We start from the raw sequence: 20,852 nt of genomic DNA, 5'->3' as shown, positions 1-20,852 counted from the left end.
GCGGGCTGGGGGGTCGACCTTCGGGTTCTCGAGGCGTATGGTCGAAGGCGCAGCGCCAGATCCCCGCCGGACGTCGCGGGGTCGCCGGCCTCGTCCGCTGCTCGATGTCCCCATCCGGTTCGATCCGAAGGGGACGATGATGCGCGGAACCATCCAGAAGAAGGGCAAGAAGTGGTACGCCGTCGTCTACGACGGCGTGAACCCGGCCACCGGCCAGTACCGGCGACGCTGGGTCCAGGCGGGCACACGGCGCGGCGACGCCGAGAAGCTGCTGGCCGAGCTCGTGAAGCGCAGCCACCGGGGCGAGACCGTGGTCAGCGAGAAGCTCACCCTCGGGCAGTACCTGACCGAACGGTGGCTGCCGGTCCAGGAGGCCCGGCTGCGCAAGAGCACGCACGACGCCTACCGGCGCAACATCGAGTTGCACGTGATCCCTGCGCTAGGCAAGCGCCCGCTCGACCAGCTGAGCCCCGAGGACATCGATCTGTTCTACGCGGCGCTGCTCAAGAGTGGACGCAAGAAGCGGCCGGGCGAGAAGGGCCCGGCGAAGGGGCTGGCGCCGAAGACGGTGCACAACATCCACGTGATGTTGAACAAGGCGCTGAGCGACGCCGCGCGCAAGGGCACCGTCGTCCGCAACGTCGTCGCCCTCGCCGACGCCCCGTCGCTCCAGGCTCGCAAGCGTCCCGAGATCAAGGCATGGGAGATCGACCAGCTCGTCCGGTTCCTCGATGCGATCGCGCCGCACCGCATGGCGCCGGCCTTCTTCTTCGCGGCACACACCGGCATGCGTCGAGGCGAGGTGCTCGGGGTGCGCTGGCGGGACCTCGACCTCGACGCCGGTCGGGTGTCGGTGCGCCAGGCCCTGGTGTCGGTGGCATACGAGGTCTCGATCTCGGACGTGAAGACGGGCACGAGCCGGCGCACCATCGACGTCGACGACGACGTCGTCCAGGTGCTGAAGGACTGGCACAAGGTCCGCACCGAGGAACGCGACGGTGTCGAGCCCGGTCCAGACGATCTCGTCTTCGTGAAGGCCGATGGCACCTCGATGCACCCGGACATCTTCAGCCAGCTGTTCGACCGCACCGTCGCCAAGATCGGCGTGCCGGCGATCTCGCTACACGACCTGCGCCACACCCACGCCACCCTGCTGCTCAAGGCCGGCGTGAACGTGAAGGTGGTCAGCGAACGCCTCGGCCACGCCAACGTCGCCTTCACCATGAACGTGTACCAGCACGTCCTCCCCGGCATGCAGGCCGCCGCGGCCGACACCTTTTCGCTGCTCGTCCGGAACGAGCGCAATCAGGCCATTCCCGACGCCCGCCCTGACGACGGCGATCAGGACACGCGCCGACCGAGGAGGCAGAGCGGTGACCGTCGACGTGGTGGCAATTCCGAACCGCGACCCATGTGCCCCGGCCGAGGTCGCAGTGCATGACATATGGCGGACGAGGAGGTTGCGATGCCTGCTGAGAGCGTGAGCTCGATCTCAATTCTTGGCCGTGACCTCCTGTTGGTCGATGGCCCGCCAACCGCGCGAGCCGCGCTCGCTGAAGGCCGCCTCGAGCCATCCGGGGCGGTGGCGACCGTCGGCTACGAGGAAGCTGCCTTGACGGCTCAACGGTGGGCACCGTCGACGTTGTGCGGCCGGGTCTGATGGAGATGACTGCTGGTGAGGGCGGGAGGTTCCGACGCTGGCCCGTTCGCGAGGAGTCCGCCCTGATCGTTGCTGCAAATAGGCTGACCAACGGTGGAGGCTGACCGATCAGGAAGCCCATGCACTCGCCCTGAAGGTGGGCGATCTGACCTGCGTATTCTCATCGATCGGCGTGCCGCCGGCGAGATTGACGACGCAGCATTCGTCGCTGCCGTCGTCGACTTGGCCCCGCCGACCGCATTCCGGTGCCGCGACCCCAATCGGCCGAGTGACATTCTCGACGAGGTCTGGGCCGAGACCGCCTACGCCGACTTCCCCGAGTCAGGCACCCGCGACGAGATCGTCGCCGCCGCTGACTGCGGCGAGATCTCCCGCATCCTCCGCGATGTCGCCCTCGACCACCTCGCCGGACGAGCAAGCTGATTGTGACGCCGTCGCGCCGGTGGGTTTCGCTCGTGGGCTGCGTCGCTTTCGCTGCCGGCCACGGATGGGCGGCATGTGGCGGTGGGCAGTTTGGGCTGACGAAGGTGTCGGGAAGGTTGTAGTACTCGTCGAGGATCGCACGGGCGATGTCGTCGTCGGGGACGGACATGTCCCACCAGATCTCGTCGTCGTAGCGGGTGATGGTGAAGTTGAAGAAGGCGCAACAGGCTTCGTCGAGGGCGGCGGGCGACTGCGTGTTCGGCGACGACGGCGACGTGCTTCCGGCTTGACCTTCGAGCAACTCGAGCCTCTACCGTTCGCAGATGTCGGTTGCCCGATCCCTCCTTCTGTTCGGACTTGCAGCCCTGGCGGAGATCGGCGGCGCGTGGCTGGTGTGGCAGGGCGTCCGTGAGCATCGGGGCCTGGTCTGGATCGGTGCTGGCATCGCCGCGCTCGGCGCGTACGGGTTCGTCGCCACCCTCCAGGACGAAAACGACTTCGGGAGGATCCTGGCTGCCTACGGCGGGATCTTCGTGGCCGGGTCCTTGGTCTGGGGGACGGTCGTTGACGGGTTCCGGTCCGATCGCTTCGATTACGTCGGCGCGTCGATCTGCCTGGTCGGGGTCGCTGTCATCATGTACGCCCCCAGGTAGACCAAATCGAGATTCGCCCTTGACCTTCGAGTCGACTCGAAGCCGTACCGTTGGCCGGGATGACGACGACCTATCAGATCGCCGAGGTGGCCCGCCGTAGCGGGTTCCCGGCCACCACCCTGCGCTACTACGAAGATGTCGGGCTGGTGGCGCCCACCGAGCGCACCGACGCGGGCTACCGCCTCTACGACGACCAGTCGCTGGCCAGGTTGGCGTTCATCGCCCGGGCCAAGCAGCTCGGGTGCACCCTCGAGGAGATCACCGATCTCGTGACCGCCTGGGAGGGCGAGCGGTGCGAACCGGTCCAGGCCAGGCTCCGAGGCCTGGTCGAGGCGAAGCTCACCGAGACTCAGGAGCGGCTTGTCGAGATGGTTGCGTTCAGCGCCCAGCTCCGCGAGGCGGCCGCCGCCCTCAGCGAACACACCCCCGAAGGGCCCTGCGACGACAACTGCGGCTGCACGACGCACCCTGCCTCGTCCGCGCCGCTGACATGCCGGGCCGGCTCGACGAGTGGCAAGAAGCACTGGCTCCCGTCGTGGCCCGCACCGCTATCGACAGCGGGGTGCGGCTCACCTTTGCCCCTGGGACGCCTTAGGCCCGGGTCGCTGACCTGGTGGTCGCCGAGCAGGCGTGTTGCATGTTCTTCCGATTCGCAGTCACGGTCGATGACCGGGGCGCCGCCCTCGAGGTGACCGCGCCCGCCGATGCCCAAGAGATCGTGTACTCCCTGTTCGGGGTGCCGGCATGACCAGCCCATCGGCCAAGAGCGACGGGTTCGGCCTGGTCGGGTTGGGCGTCGTGGCCTGTGTCGCGTGTTGCGCGGGCCCGATCCTTGCGTTGCTCGGCGGGCTGCCCATCGCTGGCCTGGCCAGCACCGTCGTGATCGGGGTTGCCGGTCTGGTAACCGCTGCGGTCGCGGCCTTGGCCTGGCTCACCGTCAGGCGCCGACGGCGCGGTAGCTGCGGCGACGCGGAGGTCGACGGACCGGTCTCAGTGGCCCCGCCCACCGTCAAGGTGGCGATAACAAGCGCCGACCACTAGCCCCTTTGGCGTCAGGGCGAGGCCGATCGCTCCAGGACCGCGACGAGCTGCTCCACCGAGGGGGCGCCTTCAATCGCTCCGCTCGCGCGGTAGAGCCGACAGGACATGGATGCGCGGTCACCCGGCTCGGCGAACGGATCGTGTCCGTCGATGAGGATGGTAGGTGAGCCCGACATCCTCATTCGACTGGCGTCCTCAGGTGACGAGATCTCGGTCTCGGTAATGGTGGCCGCCATGTGGGCGGCGTCGAGAGCCTCCTGCAGGCGTCGGCGAGCACGGTCCAGGTTCGGGCAAGCGGGCACGTACAGGACAGCGACCTCCATGCTCCAAACCTACGGCTCCGAACAGCAGCGACGTACGCACCCCGGCCGAACGCTGTGCCTCAACCACCTACGACAAAGGTAGTAGTGTCGCAGCCTCATGGTTCGCAATCACCTCAGCGCGCAAACCGTAAGGGTCGACGATCCCTCGCCAAGCTGGAAGGACGACGATCGCCCCCCGTTTCGTTGGGACCTCCTCATGGTGGCCCTGCTCGTCCTCGAGCTGGCCGCCATCGCGATCTTCACCTACCCGTGGCGATCGTGACTTCTCGCACTTGGGCGATGGACGACCAGCGGACTCTTGACCAACGTTGGGTCGGGTCGTTGAGCTGCCGGTGCGTCGATCGCAAAGGGCGCGCACGGGTCCGAATCTCCCCACCACTGTGAAGGCCCTGATCTCGGCAGCGGTGGTAGCGCTGGTCACGGCCGCGTGCGCAAGCGGGACGAGGGCTCCGTTGAGTGCGACAGGGGACACCCTCGTGTCCCCGACCGTCGAGTCCACCACGACGACGACCGAAATCACGCTGCCAGCGCCTGTTCGATACGCGCCCCTCGATGGGGAGCCTGCCGCTGACGCGAAGCAACTGGCGGCCGACACGGTGCAAGCCATCACCACCTATGAGGTCGGGACGGCCCCGGCGGATGTCCGCGCAGGCATCGAGTCGATTGGCGTCGACCCGATGGTCGCCGACGCGGCCACGGGTCTCCAGGCCAGCGATTCGGCGTCCGTGGGCGAGATCGTCTACCCGCAACTCGGGGGCCTCACGGACACCCAGGCCTCGGTCATGGTCGTGGTGCGCCAGCGGTTGCTTCGCGAGGGCGAGGAACGGTCGGTTACTCGAACGGTCGATGTCCGTTTGGAGCGCACGGATCAGACCTGGAACGTCACGGGCGTCGCGTCGATCGGTGGTTCACCGCCCAACGCCCCCGTCGCACTGTCGGCAACCGCCAGCGAGGTGTTGGCCAACAGCGCCATCGATCTTCCCGATTCGGCCCGGTGGGACATCCAGCGGGGGGGCACCGACGATCGCGTGCTGGGCCTCCTCCTCGACATGGCCGCTGAACACACCGTCTCGGTCACCGTCCTCGCCAGTGGCCATCCTCAGAACGTCTTCGACTCCGTGTCGGTCAGCAACCACACCCGCGGTCGCGGCGTGGACATCTGGGCGGTGGACGGCCAACCGGTCCTCTCCCAGCGCGACCCTGCCGGCTCGCTCCATACCCTCACCGGCGAGCTGCTCGCCCTCGGCGTGACCGAGTTGGGCTCGCCGTGGGATCTCGACGGCCCCGGCGGCGCGGCGTTCACCAACACCGTCCACCAGGATCACCTGCACCTGGCCTTCGACAGCTAGCTCCGAGCCTCCAGGACTGGACCTTCGATGGGCAACAGGACAATGGTCCCTTTCTGCCCTGCCGATCGCGAACACCTTCGTCTGCGATCACGCGGGAACCGATCCCTTTGCCCTTCGGCTCGATACTACCGTTCATCCCTACTACATTTGTAGTTGATGAGTACCAGCCGAAGAACCTGGCTGCAGTCGGCTGTCTACCTGGGTCGAGGGGCGCGCAATGCACTCGTCGACATTCGCTCTGGACGACCGGTCGTTGGCACGTGGCGGCGGCCAGGACGATCGTCCATCGACCACGAGAACAGCGACCACGTCGCCCTCCGCCGGATCTTTGCGGGGCGAGTGCGTCCAGGCGATGTCCTCGTCGATGTCGGGTGTGGGCGGGGACGGGTCCTGGCACATTGGTCCGTGCACTACCCCGAGCACCGAATCGTGGGGGTCGAGATCGATCCTCGCACGGCGTCGCGCGCCAGCGCCCGCATGAACCGTCATTCGAGCTGCACGGTGGTCTGCGGTGACGCCGTCGAGTTGCTGCCCGAGGACGGTTCGCTGTTCTACCTCTACAACCCGTTCGACCTCGACACGTTGGACCGGTTGCGGGAGCGAATAGCGGCGCTGCCGCAAAGGGATAGCCCCCTGATGTTGCTGTATCACAACCCGAAGCATGTGGCCGTGTTCGAGGGGAGCCCGGCGTGGACGGTCGATCGTCACCACCTCGGCGGCTCACGTCTGGCCCCCTTCAGTGATCTAGCGGTGATAACCCGTACCTACTGACACTCAGGTTGCCTGTGTCGGTTCGCAGGACCGCGAGGCTCGAACCGTCAGCCGGCGTCGCGAGCCGTAGGACCTCCGGACTCCTCGGGAATCGGTGGGGCCGGCGTTTCGGACCGTGGTTCGCCAACCAGCGCGAACCTGACGCGGCTGCGCTCGACATCGATCGCCTGGACACGTCGGCCCGCGGCGAGCCACGTCATGCGCTGGGGATGTCCACCCTCGTCGTTCGACCACCAGCCTGCGTCTGTCCGAGCACGGTGCGGGAGGTTGCTACCAAGCCGGTGGATGGCAGCGAACGAGAGCTCGATGACGGTCGGGCTGGGCGCGCACAGCGCCCAGTGGAGCGCCCCGTAGCGAGAGGGCACCCCCCGCGCCGCGAGGAGGGATTCATCCTCTGGCATCAGAGCCCCCGGTGAGCAGTGGGCGAGGCACCACGGCCGTGCAGGACGTCATGTGAGCTCCGACGAACGGACCGCTCTCCGTCCGCGCCACCACGCGTAGGCGCCGAATGCGCCGATGAGCACGACAATGGCCCAGCCCACCAACGCAACCGTCGAGCCAGCTTCAGCGGCGTCCTCCGTGTCGGCCGTGGCGTTCGGGTCAGGCGACGACACCACGAAGGTGGCCGCCTCGCCGCCATCGACCACGATGGTGCCCGGCCCTTGGTCGACCGGGGTCGGGGGTGCAGGCAAGAGGACGGCCGCAGCGAGTGTGAGTGCGACCACACATCGTCTCACCGCCGGGCGTTCGCGCTCAGGTCGGCGGCGTGTCGTTGGTCCGATGGCTGTTCGCCGGCGTCGAGGGCAAGCCGCAGGATCTGCAGCGTTCCGCCCTCGAGATCTGCCGCGTCGCCAGCGCGCTGCCAACCGTTCGCTTCGTAGAAGGAAGCTGCGTCGTACGTCTTGGCCTCGATCGCCTGGCTGCCGAGGCCGCGCACGGTGAGCTCGACGTGAGCGATGAGCCAAGAACCCAGACCAGCGCCGCGCCAGCGGTCATCGACGACGACGTGCACCACTTCGGCTGTCGGTCGTTGCAGCCGTGCGACCGCTGCCTTCGGCGCGCTCCGACCGAGACGGCGCGCACCACGCGCGTACCTACGACCACGGGTGGTCACGAAGTGCACGAGCAGCCTGGGGCGAACGGCAAGCGCGGCTCCCCCACGGATGGCGAGCCGGACCCCGCACCGGCGGACGACCGTGCGGTAGTGCGCCGGTCCGTTCGTGGTCACGAAGGCGAACCCCGCGCCTTCGCCGTCGACCAGGGCGACCAATCCGAACGCGTGCGGACTCGTGACGAACGACGCATGGTACGCCCGCAGGTACCCGGGACCGAGTTCCGAGAAGAAGCTCGGACGCAGGCCCCTCCGGTGCAGACCTGATGTCCACTCCAGGTCGTCCAAGCTGAGGGGACGCACGCCGAAGTCGCTCACCTCCGGATACTACTACAGATGTGGTAGTTACTTCGGACACCCGTCGGGCCCATGGAGTCAGATCAGAGCACTCCGAAGGCGTGATGAAGTTGCAAGCCTGACCCGGCGATGCCGGTTGCCGTCGCACCCGCGCCGGCCACGATGCTGCGTGCGGCGATGTCAGGCGTCACCGGTGCCGGCGCCAGCATCGCCCGTGCACGGGCTGACGTGTCACCGTGGGTGAACGGGAGCGCCGTGCGGTCACCGCCGACGTCCAGGGCCAGACGGGCAATGGTGCGGGCGACGAGTAGCCGGTCCTGGACGACTTCCGCGGCGTCCTCGTCGGCCCAACGTTCGACACAGAAGCGGACGGCGCGCTCGACGGGGCGGAGCCAAGGACAGACCGTTGCCGAGGCCACGACGATCCGCACGTATCGCGAATGGTGGTGGCGAAGGTGCGCCCATTCGTGGGCGATCACGACCGCCCGCTCAGACGGATTGCACGACTCCATCGCCGATTTCGACAGCACGATGCGTGCAGAACGACCCGGTACGGCGATGCCCACGAAGTCGTCGGCTTCGACCATGACGATGCCAGCAGTGCCAGGAAGAGAGGTATGAAGACTGCGTCGCCGCCGTTCGTCGGCACCCACCCGGCACGCAGACCAGATCGCCCAGGCACCCGCCGCTGCTGCGAGCCATCGCGGCGCAGGGTCGTGCAAGGAGATGAGTTGCCCGACCCGGGAAGCTTCACTGAGCGGGGTGATGTCGAGGGCCAGTGCCCCGATGACCAACAGTCCCCAGGACATCCATGCGACAGCGGCCGCCGAGGTCAGGATCGTGACCGCTCGGACAGTGACCGCAGGGTGAAGCTGCGCCGTCGCCCGTGGGCCGGCCAGGGCCGCGGCAGAGAGCACCACGGCCGACAGGATCAACCAGGGTTCCATCACCGCGAACCACCGGTCTCGTCGAGGACCGAGCGAAGATCGGCGGCCTCCTCTGGGTCGAGCTCCCCGATGAAACGCTGGAGCACACCTCGACGGTCCGCGCTGCGGCGGAGGTCACCATGCATCCGATCGGCGACGATGCGCGACTCGTCGACGGCGAGCTCGTAACGGAAGGTGCGGGCGTGTGGCTGACGAACGACGAATCCTTTGGCTTGGAGGCGTCCGAGCACGGTGGCGACCGTCGTGTAGGCAACCTCCGCACCCAAGGACTCCTGGACCATGCTCGGCGTCATCGCTTCGGACGAGGCAGACAGCACCGCGAGGACTTCGCCTTCCAAGGCACCCATCGGCCGGCGACCCATCCCCCCGAGGGTACTCCGACCCGGCCCCACGGACGCGACGTGGTCAACCGACCGAGGGGGCGCTCGCCGGCTCCCCCTCGAGTACGTGGTCGCCGTGGGCCCGGATGGCGACGAGGAGTTCACGGACATGGTCGTCCGCCAGCCGGTAATGGACATGACGGCCCTCGCGATGGCCGGCGACGAGGCGGTAGAGGCGGAGCACCCGCAACTGCTGTGAAACCAGGCGCGCACTGAGATCGATCGAAGTGGCCAGCTCCTCGACGGTTCGCCGATCGTCGAAGAGACCGAAGAGGATCTTGATCCGGCTCCCGGTGCTGAAGGCCGCCATCACCTCGGCGATTCGGACGGCCTCGTCATCTCCCATCGGCCTTCCGGCCGGATCGTGGTCGGCCGGAAGGGGCATCACCCCAAGGATGGCCGAGCGCAGCGCTCTCGCGCAACCTCATCTACACGATTGTGCAGATGAGGGGGTGTTGCGTTACCTTCCCGGTCCATGGACGGACGACTCTTCGACTTCGACGATGTCGTCGTCGAGAAGTCCGGGCGCCGTGTTCTCGAGCGGCTGAACGGCTTCATCCCAGATCACCAGATCACCGTCATCGCCGGACCTTCCGGATCCGGGAAGTCGACTCTGCTGCGCTTGTGCAACCGTCTCGACGCGCCGTGCGCAGGTGCGGTCAGCTTCATGGGCGTCCCGCTCGACAGGCTCGATGTGCTCGAGCACCGCCGGCAGGTCGGCATGGTCTTCCAGCGGCCCACGCCGCTCCCGGGGACCGTGGCCGACAACTTGCGCACCGGCCGTCCCGCGGCGACCGACGACGAGATCGAGGTCGGTCTCGCAAGGGTCGGTCTCGCCGGATTCGGTGCCCGCCAGGCCGATGCGCTCTCGGGTGGGGAGGCGCAGCGCATGTGCTTGGCGCGTACGTTGCTCACCCAGCCGCGGTTCGTCCTCTTCGACGAGCCCACGAGTGCCCTTGACACCGCGTCGACAGGAGTCATCGAGGAACTTGCGCTGCAACTGGCTGGCGTCGGAATTCCCAGCGCATGGGTGACCCACGACATGGCACAGCTTCTACGACTGGCCCATCACGCCGTGATCGTGATCGATGGCCAGATCGCCCAGCAGGGGGACGTACACGAGGTGCTGGCCCAGCCCGAGCCGGCGGTCGACCGGTTCCTGACAGGGCTGGCGACGTGAACGGCGCCGATGTCGGGTTCACGGGTGTGGCGGCGTCACTGATCCTCATCCTGATTGCCGTCGCGTTGTCGCTCCGAGAGCACCTCGGCCTTGGGCGATCCATCCTGTGGGCCTCGACGCGGGCACTGGCGCAGATGCTCGTGATCGGCGCCGGCCTCGGACTGGTCCTCGCCGACGGCGCGCCGATAGCGCTGTCCTGGCTGTGGGTCGTGGCGATGGTCCTCATCGGGGCCGTGACCGTGGCGTCACGGGTCAAGGAGGTGCCCGGCACGTTGGTGATCGCCCTGGCATCGCTCGGGGTTGCGCAGTTCGTCAGCCTCTTCGTCATCTTTGCCTTCGGGATCCTGCCGCTCGAGCCCCGGACCCTCGTGCCCGGCGCCGGGATGATCATGGGCAACGCCATCGGTGCAACCGTGTTGGCGGCACGACGGACGTTCACGGAGGTGAGCGAGCACCGGGACCAGGTCGAGGTCCGCCTCTCGCTCGGCGAACCGGCCACGGTGGCGCTTAGGCCCCACCTGACCGAGGCACTGCGCACCTCCATCACACCGCAGGTCGAGCAGACCAAGATCGTCGGCATCGTCGCCCTCCCGGGAACCATGACCGGTCTCCTCCTCGCCGGCGTCGACCCGATCGACGCGGTGCTCGCCCAGACCGCGGTGATGTTCCTCATCCTCGGCTCGGTGGCGATCACGTGTGTCCTCGTGGGGCGGGGCGTGGCTCGCCGGCTCGTGACTCGGGATCATCGCTTGGTGCCGGTCGATCCGTAGAGAACGGTGAGCCACGATCGGTGCACTTGATCTTCGACCCGTCGGGCGGGTTTTCAGGTGGAACCTGCTGACAGCAGGGTGATCACGGCGATGCCGTTGAAGCCGACGTGGGCCCAGATGGCGGGACCCAGTCTTCCCGTCCGCACGGTCAGGAGTGCGAACACGAGGCCGGCGGTGGCGAGGGCCGGAAACTGCATGAACTGCAGGTGGATGGCTCCGAAGAGGATCGATGTCGCGGCGACGGCCCATCTGGTTCCCCACCGCTTCTCCACGCTGCGCAGCACCAGGCCGCGGTAGAAGAGCTCCTCGACGATCGGCGCGCCGATGACGACGATGGCAACCAGCAACACCACGCCGGCGGGGTCCGTGGCGCGGTCGGTCAGGTCACGCGCCGGAGCGGACAGATCCCGTTCGCCGGTCAGCCAGAAGATGGGGACGTAGAGGACCGGGATGAGGACGACCTGGGTGGCGACACCGATCGCCAGCCCGATCGGGGCATCCATCCAGCGCATGCGCAGGCCGAAGTCCGCCACGATCCCGTTGCCCTTGGTGCGGGCGGCCCAGAGCGGAACTCCGAGATATCCCAGCCACAAGGGCACCTGAAGGATGGCGACCATGGTCAGGGGCAACTCTTCGTAGGCCGTCGACCGGTCGCCCGTTGCCGCCAGGATCAGGCTTCCGGCGACGACCGCGCAGACGTTGGCGAGCAACAGTCCGGCGGCGGCATCCCCCATGCCCCACCGGCGGGGTTGTTGACCTTCGAGGTCGGCCGACGGGTCGAACGTCTCGTCCGATCTCATCGGACGGTGTAGCGGCCGGGGTCGGCGGCGAAGGCGCCGGCGCACTCGAGGGAGCAGAACAGGTGCTCGTGGTCGTCGTGGCGGAGGCGACCCGTGGCCGATCGGCGGTCGACGGCCATGTGGCAGACCGGGTCGATCACCCGGTCGGGCAGGGTGGGGCACGCGACCACTTCGAGCAGGTGCACCGGCTCACGAACGTTGCGGAGGCGCACCTCGCCCAGCGGGCGGGTGTCGAATCCCGCTTGGGCGGCGGCAGTGGCCACCGACGCCGTGGAGAGAACCTGGTCCCCTGCGGCGTGCGCGGCCACCCGGGCCGCCAGGTTGACCGCCCCTCCGAACCAGTCGTCGCCGCGCGCGATTGCCGGGCCCTCGTGCATGCCTGCCCGGAGCACGGGGAACGCCGGTTCGTGGTCGAGTGCGTCACAGATGGCACCGACGAGGCGCACGGCACCGAGCGGTGTGTCCGACACGAGCATCACGGCGTCGCCGATCGACTTCACCAGCTGGTCACCGGGCCCGAGCGAACCTGTGGCGACCTCGACGAGGCGCTCCGCCATCCCAACGGCGGTCGAGTCGCCGTGGACCTCGGTGGCGGCGGTGAACCCGGCGAGATCGACGAACGAGAACGTGTGCCCGCCAGGCGGCGCGCCCGGGTCATCTGCGTCTACCTCTGCATTGATGGAGGTCATGACAACAGCGTCGACCAGTAGTCCCAGAAGCGACGGGCGATGAGTCCTGCGATCACCAGGTACCAGACGGTGAGGATGACCCCGTGGTACTCGTTGGCGAACCGTACGATGCCCCCGAACGGGCTCCGATCAGCTAGCAGTGAGGTTCGTGCCATGCGCAGCGCCGTGTACCAGAAGAGGGGAATGGTCACGACCCACACGACCATGCAGTAGGGGCAGAGCGCGCCGATCCGATAGAGGCTCTGGAAGATCAGCCAGTGGACGAAGGCGAGGCCCGCGAGCGTGCCGGCGAGCAGCCCGCGCCAGTACCAGCGCCGGAGCGTCGCGCCGGCCAGCAGCGCGACGCCGGTCGTTGCGACGATCGGGAACGCGGCGATGCCGATCAGGGGGTTGGGGAAACCGAACGCCTCGGCCTGACTGGTCTGCATGATCGAGCCGCAGCTGAGGATCGGGTTGATGCTGCAGCTCGGGACGTACGTCGGGTCTTCCAGCAATGCCACCTTCTCGATCGCCAGCACCGCGGCGGCGAGCAGGCCGATGGCCCCGCCGACCACGTACAGCCAGGCCATCCGCCGATCGGTGCCGTCGACGTCGGCGGACGTCGAAGTCACGCGGCCCTCACTGGGCGAGCGCTTCGTCGATCTGGGCGGTGAGGTCCTCGAAGCTGGAGATCTCGAGCATCTCGCCGTTCAGGAAGAACGACGGCGTGCCGGTGACGCCCAGGGCCTGGCCGTCCGCCTGGTCCTGCTCGATCTTCTCGAGTGTGGCGGGGTCGTCGTAGACCTCGCGGAACCGGTCCATGTCCAACCCAAGATCCTCGGCGTACTGGAAGAACAGCTCTTCTTTCGAGTCGGATTGCTCGCCCCACGCGGCCTGGGTCTCGAAGAGCATCGAGTACATCTCCTCGAACTTGCCCTGTTCACCGGCGGCCTCGGCGGCGCGGGCGGCGGCCTCGGAGTTGTTGTGCAAGGGGAAGTTGCGGACGACGAACGTGACCTGCCCGTCGTAGATCTGGCGCAGCTCCTCGATCGCCGGGTAAGCCGCGCCGCACGCCTCGCACTCGAAGTCGAGGAACTCGACGAAGGTGACCCCGCCGTCCTCCGCGACCGACAGGCGCTGACTGTCTTCTCGCACCACCTGCGCCGTCTCGCCACCCGAGCCGACCGACGGCGGCGGCGTCTCGTCGTCGCCCGTGTTCGCCACGAACAAAGCCACGAGGCCCGCAGCGAGAACGAGGCCGAGCGAGATCTTGACGTTTCTGGTCATGCAACGGGCTCCTTGTGTGAGGGGATCGTGCGGGGGGATGCTGTCGATCGATAGGCGAGCAGGCGAAGCGCGTTGGCGACCACGACGAGGGTGGACCCCTCGTGAAAGACGACCGCAGGTCCGATGCCGACGAACCCGACGAGGGTGGCCGGAACCAGGAACGCGACCATGCCGAGGCTGAGGAAGAGGTTCTGGCGGATGATGCCGCTCGCCTTGCGGCTGAGCCCGATCACCACCGGGAGCTTCGAGAGGTCATCGCCCATCAGCGCGATGTCGGCGGTCTCGAGGGCGACATCCGAGCCGGCGGCGCCCATGGCGATGCCGACGGTCGCATGGGCGAGTGCGGGGGCGTCGTTCACGCCGTCGCCGATCATCGCCACCTTGCCCTCCTCGTCTCGCAGGCGCCCGATGGCCGTGACCTTGTCCTCCGGCATCAGATCGCCCCACGCGTCGGTCAACCCGACGTCGCGGGCGATGGCGTCGGCGACCTGCTGGCTGTCCCCGGACAACATGATCGCCCGCCGGACGCCGACGGACTGCAGCGCGAGCACCGCATCGCGAGCTTCGGGGCGAGGGGTGTCGCGCATGCCGAGGACCCCGAGGAACCGGTCGTCCCGCTTGACGATCATGATCGTGCGGCCGCTGGCATTGAGCGCGCGAACCTCGTCCGCCACCGCCTGTGGGAGGCCGCCGTTCTCCTCGAAGAGCGCGACGTTGCCGATGAGGACCGCCGAGGTGTCGATCGTCGCCCGCACCCCCCGGCCGGTGATGGCCGTGACCTCCAGTGCGCTCAAGGGCGACTGCCCGTCGAGTCGCGCGCCACCGTCGCGGACGATGGCGGCCGCCAGTGGGTGGTCGCTACGTGCTTCGACGGCCACCGCCACCGCCAGCAGCTCGAGTCGGTCGACGCCCTCTGCGGTTACCACGTCGGTGAGCTTGGGGCGACCCTCGGTGAGCGTGCCGGTCTTGTCGAAGGCGACGGCGCGGAGGGTCCCGAGGTGCTCGAGCGGTCCACCTCCCTTCACCAACACACCCAGTTGGCCGGCCCGGGCGACCGCGGCGAGCACGGCGCTGGGGGTGGCAATCGCCAGCGCGCATGGACTGGCGGCGACCAGCACGGCCATGGCCCGGTAGAAGGACTCGGACATCGACGAACCCAGCGCGGCGCCGACGAGCAGCACCCCCATCACCAGTGCCAGCACGGCGGGCACGAAGATGCGCTCGAACCGATCGGTGAACTGCTGGGTGGGCGACGCCTGGGTCTCGGCCTCTCGAACCATCGTGGCCAGCTTCGAGAGCGTCGAGTCCGCGCTGAGCCGGGTGACCTGGACATCCAGTTGGCCGGCGCCGTTGATGGTGCCGGCGAACAACCGAGACGACGCCGGCACCTTCTCAGGTGATGCCGCGGCCGAGGCCGGGTCACCGACGGGCAGCTTGTCGACGGGGATGCTCTCGCCGGTGAGCGGTGCCTGGTTGACGCTGCTCGTTCCGGCCACCACGAACCCGTCCGCGGGGATGCGCTCGTTGGGCTTGACGATCACGACGTCACCCAGGCGCAGCTGTTCCACGGGGATCTCGATCTCGCCGGCCTCGGACCGCACGGTGGCCGTCTTCGGAGCCAACTCACCCAGTGCTTCGATGGCACGACGGGCCCGACCCATGGCGTAGCCCTCGAGTGCGTGGCCCAGGCTGAACAGCGCCAGCAGCAGCGCGCCTTCCTCCCACTTGCCGAGGGCGGCGGCGCCCGCCGCGGCCACGAGCATCAGGAAGTCGATCTCGAACCGCCGGTTGCGGACGCTCTCGATCGCCTCACGTGAGGTGAAGTAGCCACCGAAGAGCCCGGCGGCGATGAAGAGGGCGGTCAGGACCCCTTCGTCGAGGTCGGTCGACAGCTCGAGCACGAAGCCCGTCACCCACAAGAGGGCCGAGGTGATCGCGAAGATCAACTCGCTGCGCTCGCCGAAGGGTCCACCGTGATCGTGCTCGCCGTCGGGGTGGTCGTGAGCGCCAGGTTCCTCGCCGTGGGCCTGGACGGTGACGCCCCGTGCCTTCAGCGCGTCACGCAGCGACTGGTCGTCGATGCGTCGGCGGTCGAACTCGACCATCACCAGCCCGGGAGCCACGTCGGCCTCGACCACGCCGTCGACGCGCCCGAGCGCTTCCCTCACCGATCGGGCCTTGCGAACGTGACCGATGCCGGTCACGGTCCACAGGACGTGCCCGAACTGGTCGGTGATCGACGCGCCGGCGCCAGTGGCCTGGGCGCGGATCCGGGCCACGCTGGTGACCGCGGGGTCGTAGTGCAGGCAGAGTCTGGCCGGTGCACCCGCTGCGGCCTCGACGACATGGACCTGGTCGAGACCGGGGGCGCCAGAGAGGGTCGCCAACAGCCGGTCGACGCAGCGATCCCTCCCGTCGAGCGCATCCGGCAGCAGCACCGGAAGGTCGAGCGCAACCGTCTCGTTCATGAACGCACCTGGTCGATGGCCGCCTGCATCTCGGCATCGGTGGCGACGTTGTCCCAGCGCTCGATGATCGTGCCGTCGGCGCCGACGAGGAACACCCACGGCTCGTGGATGTCGTCGCCCTCCTCGCTCGGCCAGATCCAGTCGGCGGCGCCTTGATTGAGCACCGTGTTCTCGTAGTCACGCCACACCTCGATGTGGATGAACGCCACCTCATCGCCGGTCTCCGCGGCGAGCGCGGCGACGCTGTCTGTGATCGGGCCGCAGAAGCGACTGACGCAGAACGTCGGGGTCGACACCACCACGAGGGCCGGGCGCCCCGTGGCGATGGCCTGGGCCACGGTCTCGGTGTGCAGGTCGGGGTCGGGAACCGTTCCGTCGGGTTCGGCGCGTGAGTCGATCGCGTCCACCGGCGCGTCGCTGTCACCGGGCAGGAGGTTCTCGGTGCGAGGTGCGGCATCGCCGATGTTGGGGATGTCGCTCTCGGCCACGACTTCGAAGTTGGCGGTTGCGGTGGCCTCGCCGTCGGGGAGATCGGCGGTGACCGCTACCTCCCAGATGCCGGCGTCGGCGAACTCGACGTCGTCGGCGGCGTAGATGCCGGCGCCGTCCGAGGGCTGACCGATGCGTGGCCCGGGCGTGTCGAGGTCTATGTCCTGGCCGGGGATCGGACGGAAGTCGGCGATGGCGCGGGGACCTTGGTCCGGCGTGTCGAGCGGCTCGTCGGCCGTGCCGAGATAGGAGAACGCGAACTCGACGTCACCGTAGGACACCACGTTGTTGTCGTTGTCCAGCAGGCCCACGATCACCCGCTGCGGCAACTCGGTCGTCAGGTCGTAGCTGGCGACCTGGGCGATGATCGGCGATGTCGACTCGTCGGCGACCGCGCCGGAGTTGTCGCTCCCCGAGTCGGAAGAGCACGAGGCGGCGAGGATGGTCGCGCACAGCAGCGCGCCGAATCGGGCGCGAGTCGTCGTGGTCATGGCGTATCTGCTTCCTCGGCACAGGCCGTTGGTGGATCGGCGTCGGTCACGTCCAGCGCACGGCGCACGGTCGGCGCGAGTTCCTCGAGATCAGTTGCCAGTTGCCCTGCCGGACCGATCAATGCAGATTCGACGGCCTGCTTGGCTTCGAGCAGTTCGGCGGCCGCAGCGCGGTCCTGATCGGAGGTGTCCGCGGCCAATTGGTGGAGACCCTCGTGCGCCCCGTTGGTGAACGTCCGGCTCGCCGCTCCGGCATCACCCGCGCGCGCCTCGCGCAAGGCGTCACAGACGGCTTCGTGAACTGCGCTCGCCGTGGCGGTGGATGGAGGCTCCTCCCCGTCGAAGCTGAGTGCAGCGATTCCGAACGAAGCGGCGACCACCGAGCCGAGCACCAGGAGGAAGACCTTCCGATGCCGTTTGGCGTCGCCGGTGTGGGGGGGTGTGGCGCGGGCAGGTGTCGGTCGGGACGGTCTGGGCAGGCGTTCGAGCTTCGGAAAGCGCACGGCGGTGAGTCCGAGGATCCCGGCCGCGGCGCCGAGTGAGACGGTGACGGTGAGCCGGGCCAACGTCGGAGAGAGCGTGGTCGGCAACTGGGAGCGGCTCAGCCAGTCCAGGTTCGAGATGCCGAAGAGCAGCCCGAAGCTGGTGGCGCTCGCCGCGGCGAAGATCAGGGCCTCGCGGGGCGCCCGCCGCAGTTGCGTGATCGACACGATGGCGATGGCCGTCGTCGTCAGGGGAGCGCCGAGCCCGCCGAGTTTGGCGACCGTTGGCTCTGACGTCTCTGTCCACACCCCGACTGCGTCGATGCCGGCGGCGACGATGAGCAGGACCACGCCGGCGGTGACCGCCCAACGCCAGCGGCTGGTGAGGCCGGCGAGCGTGAGGCCGACGGCCAGTCCCAGCGCCAGCAGGTAGTGGGGCCACGGCGGCGGGCCGGGGACCCAGACCAGATCGCCCGACACCTCGACCCTGTCGCGCCCGACGTCGATGGGGATCATCCAGGAGGGGATGACGACGTGTTCGGCCCCGGGCTCCTCGACCACGGCAGGGGGATCGCCGCCCATCCAGTGCGCGCGGTGATCGTGCCAACGTGCTACCTGTCCGGAGTCCAGGCGCTGCCAGTCCGGTGCGGCGTCGGCGTCCGCCTCCGGTGGGATCTCCGACGATGCCTGACGGGAGCGGTTCAGATAGGTGGCGGGCGAGCGCAGGTTCTCGAACACGCCGTCGTCGTTGACGCGCAGGAACGGCTCGTCCTCGTAGCCCCGCACGATGATCTCTTCGCCGGTGTCGTTGACCAGCTCGACCCGCGCGCCGGCTTCGATCACGCGGATCTCGAGGCCATCCACATCGGGGGTCACCTCGAGGATGCGGGTCCGGAAGTTCGTGCCTCCCGGATCGTCCCCGCCCGGCCCGCCGTGCGCCGCTGCCGGCGAGGCGAGCGCCACGACCGCGGCGAGCACCACCGCGACGACCACCCACAGGCGCGTCACTCCTCGTGCCCCTCAGCCGTGCCGGAACGCCCGGCATCGGACTGGCCCTGCCGACGCATGCGGATGCCGAGAAGGACCGCTCCCGCGACGAAGATCACCAGTACGACCACGAACACGACGGTCCCCGCCTTCGACGCATCGCCGTCCTCGTCCTCGTCCTCGCCGTCAGGTGTGGCGGTCGTCGTCGGTGCCGGCGCTTCGCTTGCGGACGTAGTCGGTGCAGGAGACAAGGTCGTGGTGGGGGATGGGTCGACCTGCTGTGGCCGCTCGAGGGTGGCTTCCGGGCTGACGGCCGTGAACCGGACGGTCCAGTCGCCGGGGTCGGGGAACTCGACGGTGGCCGCAAACCGACCGTCGTCGAGCGGTTCGAGGGTCACGGGAGTGAGCGCGGAGCCGTCGGCGCCTACCGCCACCGCGGTGATCGTCGTGAGCCCGGCGGCGGCGGGGTGACCGTCGTTGTTCCAGGTCAGGCGCACGACGTACCGGATCGCCCCGTCGTCCGTAGGTTCTGCGGTGTCGACCGCGATGGTGCCGCCGCCTTCGTGAGCCGAGGCAGGCGACGCGGGTCCCCCCAGCGCAACGAACGCGACGACGATGGCGGCGGCCACCCAGCAGTTGCGGGAGCGTCTGGTCATCGAACAGGTACCTCGATCGTGTAGTTGGATGTCTGGCCTTGCTGGACCGCGGTGACGGTGAGGGTCCAGGTCCCCGGCGCAGTGAGCGACGCGCCGTAGCTCGAGAAGTGACTCGGGGTGACAGCCTCGATGTCGAGTCGCCTCGGATTGATCTGATCGGTGCCGGCGGTCACCTCGACCGCGTCGACCGGGACGAGGCCTTGTCCGGCTTCGTCGAAGAAGTAGAGGTGGATGTCGTTCTGCCCGACGCGCGCGGGTGTCACAGTGAGGTCGAGTCGCCCCCCTCCTCCAACCGCCTGGGTGGAGATCTCGAACGGGCCGCCCACCGACTCCCGCCCCGGCGGCTGGTTCACCATCGCTGCGGTCAACGCCAACACGACGATGGCGACGACGACCTCGGCCTTGACGAACCGGACGAGGAGCGCTGCGGAGCGATCCGCCCACGAGGCCACCAGCGAACGGTTGAGCGATCCGAGGATGACGAGCGCGGCGAAGCCGGCGATCTTGGCCGTGAGAAGTTGCCCGAAACCGGTGTCGAGCAGGGCATCGAACGACCGCAGTTGCCAGAACGCCGAGAGCGAACCGCTGATGGCCACCGCAACGACGGTCACCAGCGCCACCTTCGAGAACCGGCGGGCCATAGCGGCCTGGTCGCCGGCCGCCCGCAGTGTGCACCCCAGCGCGAACAGGCCACCGACCCACACGCCGACGGCCACCAGGTGGACCAGATCGACGACGACCGCCGCCCACCGGGGGGACGTGGTCCAGGCGTGACCCGAGAGCGGCCACGTGACCATTGCTGCTGCCACGAGGCCACCCGCGATCCAGGGGCGTTTCGACCACAGGGCACCGATCGACGCTGCTCCCCCAGCGGCTACCAGGAAGAACAACCGCAACACCGCGAGCCGACCCGACCGGGTGTCCATGGCGATGTCCACCGTCAGGCCGACCGAATCCAGCAGGGACCGGCCCGACACATCGGCGGTCTGGGCAACGAGGACCACCATGGTCGCGACCGCGGCCGCGCCCGCCCCGATCATCACGATCAGCCGGAGCCGGCGCCTGACGGTCGGCTCACCCGGGTTGGCGAACGCAAGCACCGCTGCTCCCAGAGCCACCAGCGCACCGGCGTACGAAACCCAGCGACCGATCCCGCCCGCCAGATCGGTGACGGTGTCCGCGTCGTCACCGATGTCGGCGGCGCCGGTCTCGGTGCCGACGTGGAACACGAACGAGCCGGAGAGATTGTGGCTGTCCTCGCTGAGGACCCGCCAGGAGACGGTGTAGGTGCCCTGGATCCCGGGATCGTCGATGGCGGCCAGAACCGTGCGGCCCCCATCGCGCGTTTCGGCGAGACCGCGGTCCACCCGTTCCCCGGAAGGGCCGAAGACGCGGACCCCGCCGTCGACGACCTCGACGGCCTCGTCGAACACGAGTTGGACGTCGGCCGGGACGCGGTCGATTAACTCGTCCCCGGGCGGCGTGGTGGAGACGAGGGTGGCGTGGGCAGATACGGGCGCAGCCATCGGGCCGATAAAGGCGATCAGCGCCGCTGCGCAGGCGAGCAGGGTGAGGCAGGCAGCCCGCGGGAAGGCGGGCGCGCCAGATTTGGACACGGG

22 protein-coding genes are annotated in these 20,852 nt (G+C 68.5%); 8 read left to right on the top strand and 14 right to left on the bottom strand.

Annotation, left to right across the window (positions count from 1 at the left end):
* Positions 1-139: 139 nt before the first annotated feature.
* From JNK12_20575 to JNK12_20560, 4 genes are all read left to right on the top strand, one after another.
* Positions 140-1,441: a site-specific integrase gene (locus tag JNK12_20575; GenBank protein ID MBL8778346.1), complete on the top strand. Its 1,302-nt coding sequence runs from the start codon at positions 140-142 to the stop codon at positions 1,439-1,441.
* Positions 1,442-1,753: 312 nt separating this feature from the next.
* Complete coding sequence (locus JNK12_20570) at positions 1,754-2,083, top strand: hypothetical protein (GenBank protein MBL8778345.1); 330 nt, start codon at positions 1,754-1,756, stop codon at positions 2,081-2,083.
* 323 nt (positions 2,084-2,406) lie between these two features.
* Complete coding sequence (locus JNK12_20565; GenBank protein MBL8778344.1) at positions 2,407-2,736, top strand: YnfA family protein; 330 nt, start codon at positions 2,407-2,409, stop codon at positions 2,734-2,736.
* A 59-nt stretch (positions 2,737-2,795) separates the two neighbouring features.
* The gene (locus JNK12_20560; GenBank protein ID MBL8778343.1) at positions 2,796-3,428 is read left to right on the top strand and encodes a MerR family transcriptional regulator; all 633 of its coding nucleotides are present in this window, start codon (positions 2,796-2,798) and stop codon (positions 3,426-3,428) included.
* 360 nt (positions 3,429-3,788) lie between these two features.
* Here JNK12_20560 and JNK12_20555 read toward each other — a convergent pair whose 3' ends face one another.
* Entirely contained in the window at positions 3,789-4,100 is a 312-nt protein-coding gene (locus JNK12_20555; protein MBL8778342.1) for a hypothetical protein, read from the bottom strand.
* Positions 4,101-4,197: 97 nt separating this feature from the next.
* On the opposite strand from JNK12_20555, the gene JNK12_20550 reads away from it, so the two are divergent.
* The 3 genes from JNK12_20550 to JNK12_20540 all read left to right on the top strand — a co-directional run bounded on the left by JNK12_20550 (position 4,198) and on the right by JNK12_20540 (position 6,220).
* Positions 4,198-4,362, top strand: coding sequence for a hypothetical protein (locus JNK12_20550; GenBank protein MBL8778341.1), 165 nt, complete (start codon positions 4,198-4,200; stop codon positions 4,360-4,362).
* 118 nt (positions 4,363-4,480) lie between these two features.
* Complete coding sequence (locus JNK12_20545; GenBank protein ID MBL8778340.1) at positions 4,481-5,449, top strand: hypothetical protein; 969 nt, start codon at positions 4,481-4,483, stop codon at positions 5,447-5,449.
* Positions 5,450-5,605: 156 nt separating this feature from the next.
* The gene (locus JNK12_20540; protein ID MBL8778339.1) at positions 5,606-6,220 is read left to right on the top strand and encodes a class I SAM-dependent methyltransferase; all 615 of its coding nucleotides are present in this window, start codon (positions 5,606-5,608) and stop codon (positions 6,218-6,220) included.
* Positions 6,221-6,953: 733 nt separating this feature from the next.
* Here JNK12_20540 and JNK12_20535 read toward each other — a convergent pair.
* The 4 genes from JNK12_20535 to JNK12_20520 form a co-directional block, all read right to left on the bottom strand.
* On the bottom strand, positions 6,954-7,649 hold the full coding sequence (locus tag JNK12_20535) for a GNAT family N-acetyltransferase (protein ID MBL8778338.1): 696 nt from the start codon (positions 7,647-7,649) through the stop codon (positions 6,954-6,956).
* Between the two features lie 62 nt (positions 7,650-7,711).
* Positions 7,712-8,575: a M56 family metallopeptidase gene (locus JNK12_20530; protein MBL8778337.1), complete on the bottom strand. Its 864-nt coding sequence runs from the start codon at positions 8,573-8,575 to the stop codon at positions 7,712-7,714.
* Positions 8,575-8,937 carry a BlaI/MecI/CopY family transcriptional regulator gene (locus JNK12_20525; GenBank protein ID MBL8778336.1) on the bottom strand — a complete coding sequence of 121 codons (363 nt, stop codon included), beginning with the start codon at positions 8,935-8,937 and terminating at the stop codon, positions 8,575-8,577. Before JNK12_20525 ends, JNK12_20530 begins: the two co-directional genes overlap by 1 nt.
* A gap of 43 nt (positions 8,938-8,980) precedes the next feature.
* Positions 8,981-9,340 carry a helix-turn-helix transcriptional regulator gene (locus JNK12_20520; protein ID MBL8778335.1) on the bottom strand — a complete coding sequence of 120 codons (360 nt, stop codon included), beginning with the start codon at positions 9,338-9,340 and terminating at the stop codon, positions 8,981-8,983.
* Between the two features lie 641 nt (positions 9,341-9,981).
* On the opposite strand from JNK12_20520, the gene fetB reads away from it, so the two are divergent.
* Positions 9,982-10,905, top strand: a complete 924-nt coding sequence (fetB, locus tag JNK12_20515) for an iron export ABC transporter permease subunit FetB (GenBank protein ID MBL8778334.1) — start codon at positions 9,982-9,984, stop codon at positions 10,903-10,905.
* A gap of 53 nt (positions 10,906-10,958) precedes the next feature.
* Here fetB and JNK12_20510 read toward each other — a convergent pair whose 3' ends face one another.
* From JNK12_20510 to JNK12_20470, 9 genes are read right to left on the bottom strand one after another with little or no spacing between them, the layout of a single operon-like run.
* Positions 10,959-11,705, bottom strand: a complete 747-nt coding sequence (locus tag JNK12_20510; GenBank protein ID MBL8778333.1) for a CPBP family intramembrane metalloprotease — start codon at positions 11,703-11,705, stop codon at positions 10,959-10,961.
* On the bottom strand, positions 11,702-12,394 hold the full coding sequence (locus tag JNK12_20505) for a YHS domain-containing protein (protein MBL8778332.1): 693 nt from the start codon (positions 12,392-12,394) through the stop codon (positions 11,702-11,704). The genes JNK12_20510 and JNK12_20505 overlap by 4 nt, the downstream gene beginning before the upstream one ends.
* The gene (locus JNK12_20500; protein ID MBL8778331.1) at positions 12,391-13,005 is read right to left on the bottom strand and encodes a vitamin K epoxide reductase family protein; all 615 of its coding nucleotides are present in this window, start codon (positions 13,003-13,005) and stop codon (positions 12,391-12,393) included. Before JNK12_20500 ends, JNK12_20505 begins: the two co-directional genes overlap by 4 nt.
* 7 nt (positions 13,006-13,012) lie before the next feature.
* Positions 13,013-13,660 carry a thioredoxin domain-containing protein gene (locus JNK12_20495; GenBank protein MBL8778330.1) on the bottom strand — a complete coding sequence of 216 codons (648 nt, stop codon included), beginning with the start codon at positions 13,658-13,660 and terminating at the stop codon, positions 13,013-13,015.
* Positions 13,657-16,128, bottom strand: coding sequence for a heavy metal translocating P-type ATPase (locus JNK12_20490; GenBank protein MBL8778329.1), 2,472 nt, complete (start codon positions 16,126-16,128; stop codon positions 13,657-13,659). Before JNK12_20490 ends, JNK12_20495 begins: the two co-directional genes overlap by 4 nt.
* Positions 16,125-17,108: a hypothetical protein gene (locus JNK12_20485; GenBank protein MBL8778328.1), complete on the bottom strand. Its 984-nt coding sequence runs from the start codon at positions 17,106-17,108 to the stop codon at positions 16,125-16,127. Before JNK12_20485 ends, JNK12_20490 begins: the two co-directional genes overlap by 4 nt.
* On the bottom strand, positions 17,105-18,598 hold the full coding sequence (locus tag JNK12_20480) for a hypothetical protein (GenBank protein MBL8778327.1): 1,494 nt from the start codon (positions 18,596-18,598) through the stop codon (positions 17,105-17,107). The genes JNK12_20485 and JNK12_20480 overlap by 4 nt, the downstream gene beginning before the upstream one ends.
* Positions 18,595-19,233, bottom strand: a complete 639-nt coding sequence (locus JNK12_20475; protein MBL8778326.1) for a hypothetical protein — start codon at positions 19,231-19,233, stop codon at positions 18,595-18,597. The genes JNK12_20480 and JNK12_20475 overlap by 4 nt, the downstream gene beginning before the upstream one ends.
* Positions 19,230-20,849, bottom strand: a complete 1,620-nt coding sequence (locus JNK12_20470; protein MBL8778325.1) for a copper resistance protein CopC/CopD — start codon at positions 20,847-20,849, stop codon at positions 19,230-19,232. Before JNK12_20470 ends, JNK12_20475 begins: the two co-directional genes overlap by 4 nt.
* Positions 20,850-20,852 lie beyond the last annotated feature (3 nt).

This window comes from Acidimicrobiales bacterium (assembly GCA_016794585.1).
GTDB lineage: Bacteria > Actinomycetota > Acidimicrobiia > Acidimicrobiales > DATDAH01 > JAEUJM01.
This window is presented reverse-complemented; position numbering and strand designations above follow the sequence as displayed.